Below are 4,112 nucleotides of genomic sequence, written 5' to 3' on the forward strand. Positions count from 1 at the left end.
TCGACCATCTTGATGACACCGGCCACACCCGCAGCAGCCTGCGCATGCCCGACATTCGACTTCACCGACCCCAACCACAACGGCCGCTCCGGGTCACGCCCATGCCCGTACGTGGCCAGCAACGCCTCCGCCTCGATCGGATCACCGATGACGGTGCCGGTGCCGTGGGCCTCCACCACGTCCACATCCGAGGTCCGGAGTCCGGCGTCGGCCAACGCCGCCCGGATCACCCGCTGCTGTGCAGGGCCGTTCGGGGCGGTCAGGCCGTTGCTGGCACCGTCCTGGTTGATGGCGCTGCCCCGCACCACCGCGAGCACCCGGTGCCCACGACGACGCGCGTCAGACAACCGCTCCAGGACGAGTACGCCGACTCCCTCGGCCATCCCGATGCCGTCGGCGTCCGCCGAGAAGGGCTTGCACCGGCCGTCGGACGACAGCCCCCGCTGGCGTGCGAACTGAACGAAGGGGCTGGGGGTGGCCATGACGGTCACACCTCCGGCCAGGGCCAGATCGCACTCGCCCGAGCGCAACGCCCTGCCCGCGAGATGGACCGCCACCAACGACGACGAGCACGCCGTGTCGACCGTCACCGCCGGACCCTCGAAACCGAACGTGTAGGCCACCCGACCCGACAGGACACTGCCGGCGCTGCCGGTCATGAGCAGACCCTCGACATGTCCCGGCGTGCGCTCCGGCGACGGCGCGTAGTCGTGGTACACCTGTCCCGCGAAGACGCCTGTTCGGCTGCCACGCAGGCCGTTCGCGTCGAATCCGGCCTGTTCCAGGGCTTCCCAGGAGGTCTCCAGGAGCAACCGCTGCTGCGGGTCCGTCGCCAACGCCTCACGCGGCGACACACCGAAGAAGCCGGCGTCGAAATCGCCCGCGTCGTACAGGAATCCGCCTTCACGCGTGTACGACGTGCCGGTGTGGTCCGGGTCGGGGTGGTAGAGCGCGTCGAGGTCCCAGCCGCGGTCCGCCGGGAAGTGGCCGATGCCGTCAGCGCCGGAGGCCATCAGCTCCCAGAGTTCTTCGGGACCGGTGACGCCTCCGGGGTAGCGGCAGGCCATGCCGACGATCGCGAGGGGCTCGTCGGTGGGCTCACTCGGAGCCACCGGTTCCTCCCGCCGTTCGGTGTGGTCACGTTGGTCGACCAGGTGGGCGGCCAGTGCGATGGGAGTGGGGTGGTCGAAGACCAGACCGGCGGCAAGGCGCAGCCCCGTCGCGTTGTTCAGGCGGTTGCGCAGTTCGAGTGCGCTGAGCGAATCGAATCCGAGGTCGCGGAAGGCGCGCGCGACGGGGACCTTGTCGGCGGAGGCGTGGCCGAGGACGGCGGAGGCCAGGTCGCGTACGAGATCGAGCGCCAGGTCGGTCCGCTCGTCCGGTGCCAGGGCCGCCAGACGCTCGGCGAAGCTGCCCTCGGGCCCTTTGGGCCGTGCCGGGCGGACGAGTCCGCGCAGCAGGGCCGGGATCGCTTCGCCCGCCTCTTCGCGCACCCCGCGCAGGTCCAGCCGAGTGGGGACGACGAGCGGCCCGGGTTCGGCGACCGCGCGGTCGAAGAGTGCGAGGGCCTCGTCCTCGGGCAGGGCTGCCACGCCGAGCCTGGCCAGCCTCGCGCGGTCGACGGTGTCGAGGCCGGAGGCCATGCCGCCGCTGAGGTCGTCCTGTTCCCAAAGGCCCCAGATCTGGCTCTGTCCGGGCAGGCCGAGGTCGGCGCGGTGCGCCGCGAGTGCGTCGAGGAAGGCGTTGGCGGCGGCGTAGTTGGCCTGTCCCGCACCGCCGAGGAGGCCGGAGACCGAGGACATGAGGACGAACGCGGTCAGGGGCTCGTCCCGGGTGAGTTCGTGCAGGTTCCAGGCGGCGTCCGCCTTGGGGCGGAGCACCGTGGTGAGCTGGCCGGGCGTCAGGGAGGTGACCACGGCGTCGTCGAGGACGCCTGCCGCGTGCACGACCGCGGTGAGGCTGTGGTCGGCTCGGATCCCCTCGAGCGCGGTCCGCAGGGCGTCGCGGTCCGCGGGGTCGCAGCCGAGGGTGGTCACCTCGCATCCGGCGCCGTGGAGTTCGTCGGTGAGGTCGCCGGTCGCCTCCGCCCCGCCTCGGCTGACGAGGACGAGGCGCCGTACGCCGTGCTCACGGACCAGGCGCCGGGCGATGAGTCGGCCGACGTGTCCGGTGGCGCCGGTGAGCAGGACCGTACTGTCGGGCCCGAAGGGGACGGTGGTGTCCTCGGTTTGACTCGTGACGCGGGTGAGACGGGGGGCGTGGGCCCGCCCGTCGCGCAGGGCGACCTGGGGTTCGTCGCCGGCGGCGACGGCGGGCAGGAGGCGCAGCGAGGCGGGGTCCCGGTCGGTGTCGGCCAGGAGGAATCGTCGGGGGGTCTCGGTGTGCGCGGTGCGCAGGAAGCCCCAGACGGTGGCGGCGGCGATGTCGGCCACGGGGGCGGGGCCGACTGCTCCCTCGGTGACGGCGAGGAGGCGGGTGCCTGCCAGGCGTTCGTCGAGGAGGAGGAGACGGGCGGTTTCCAGAGCCGTGGCCGTGTGGCCGTGCGCCGCGGTCAACGTGTCGCCGTTCGGGTCGCGGACGGCCCACACGAGGACGTCGGGCGCGGTGGCTCCGGCGTCGAGGGCGACCCGCAGGCCGTCGAGGTCGCGGTAGGTGTCCGGGGCGGAGCCGAGGTGCCTCAGTGCGTCGTGGACCGGTGCCGCGTCGTCGGCCAGTACGGCCCAGTGGCCGACGGGGTGGGCCCCGGCCGGCAGGGGCAGCGGTTCCCACTCGACGCCGAACAGGGAGCGGGCCCTCGTGCCGTGCGACGCGGTGAGCCGCGTGGTGTCTGCGGGCCGCAGGGCGAGGGAGGCGATGCTCGCCACCGGCTGCCCCGACGGTCCGGCGAGTTCGAGCGTGACGGCGGAGGTGCCGGAGGGGGTGATGCGGGCACGCAGCGCGCGGGCTCCGGGGGTGTGTACGGCGACCTCGGTGAAGGCGTACGGCAGGCGCAGTCCGTCCTCGGGGCGGCCGGTGGCGACCACGGCGTGCAGGACGGCGTCGAGGAGCGCCGGGTGGAGGGCGAATGCCGTGTCTTCCGGGGAATCGGACCGGTCTCCCTCCGGCAGACGCGTTTCCGCGTAGGCGGTGCCGTCGGGGGCCTTCCAGAGGCGGGCGAGGCGCTGGAAGGCGGGACCGTAGGTGTATCCGACATCGGCCAGTTCGTCGTAGAAGCCGGTGAGATCGGTCTCTGTGGTGCCGGGAGGCGGCCAGGCTGCTGCCCAGTCGGGCGCGGTGGGGACCGCTTCGGGGGCGCCCCGGAGGGTCGCCGTCGCGTGATGTGTCCAGGGCGCTCCGAATTCCGGGGCCTCCTGGCGGGCGTCGGCTCCGGCACGGCTGTGCACGGTCGCGGTGGCGCGGTCGGGGCCGTCGGCCGTGACGGTCACCTGAAGGTCCGTGGCGTCGCCCTCGGAGGGCAGCGGCAGCGGGGCGTGCAGGGTGAGTTCGTCGATGTGGGGGGTACCGTTCCGGGCGCCGGCGTGGGCCGCCAGTTCGAGCAGGGCGGTGCCCGACAGGAGGGGGAGGGTGCCGACGGCGTGGTCGTAGAGCCAGCGGTGGCTCTGGGCGGTGAGCCGTCCGGTCAGGACCAGGCTCTCGTGGGCGGCGGTGCGCACGGCAGCGCCGAGCAGGGGGTGGCGTGCCGGGACGAGCCCCGCGGACGCGACGTCAGGGGCACCGGTGCCGGTGTCGGGAGCGAGCCAGAAGCGCTCGCGCTGGAAGGCGTACGAGGGCAACGTGACCCGGCGGGCACCGGTGCCGGCGTAGATCCGGGACCAGTCCACGGGGACGCCGTGGGTGAAGACGGCGCTCAGTGAGGTCAGCAGGCGCCGCAGGCCGCCGTCCCCGAGGAGCAGCGAGCCGGTCACGACCGCGTCCCGGTCGGTCTCCTCCAGCGTGTGCGCCACGTTGCCCGCCAGGACCGGGTGGGGGCTGCATTCCACGAAGGCGTCGAAGCCGTCGGCGGCCAACTCCCTTATCGCTTCTTCGAATCGGACCCGGTGGCGGAGGTTGCGTACCCAGTACGCGGCGTCCGGTACCTCGTCACCGAGCCAGTCACCCGTGACCGTCGAGAA

The 4,112-nt window shown here is 73.2% G+C and carries 1 protein-coding gene; it reads right to left on the bottom strand.

Annotated features, from left to right (window positions below):
* A partial coding sequence (locus ACI2K4_RS36180) for an SDR family NAD(P)-dependent oxidoreductase (RefSeq protein WP_404517624.1) occupies positions 1–4,112 on the bottom strand: 4,112 nt, incomplete at both ends.

The sequence above is a fragment of the Micromonospora sp. NPDC050397 genome (genome assembly GCF_044901685.1).
Classification (GTDB): Bacteria; Actinomycetota; Actinomycetes; order Mycobacteriales; family Micromonosporaceae; genus Micromonospora_G.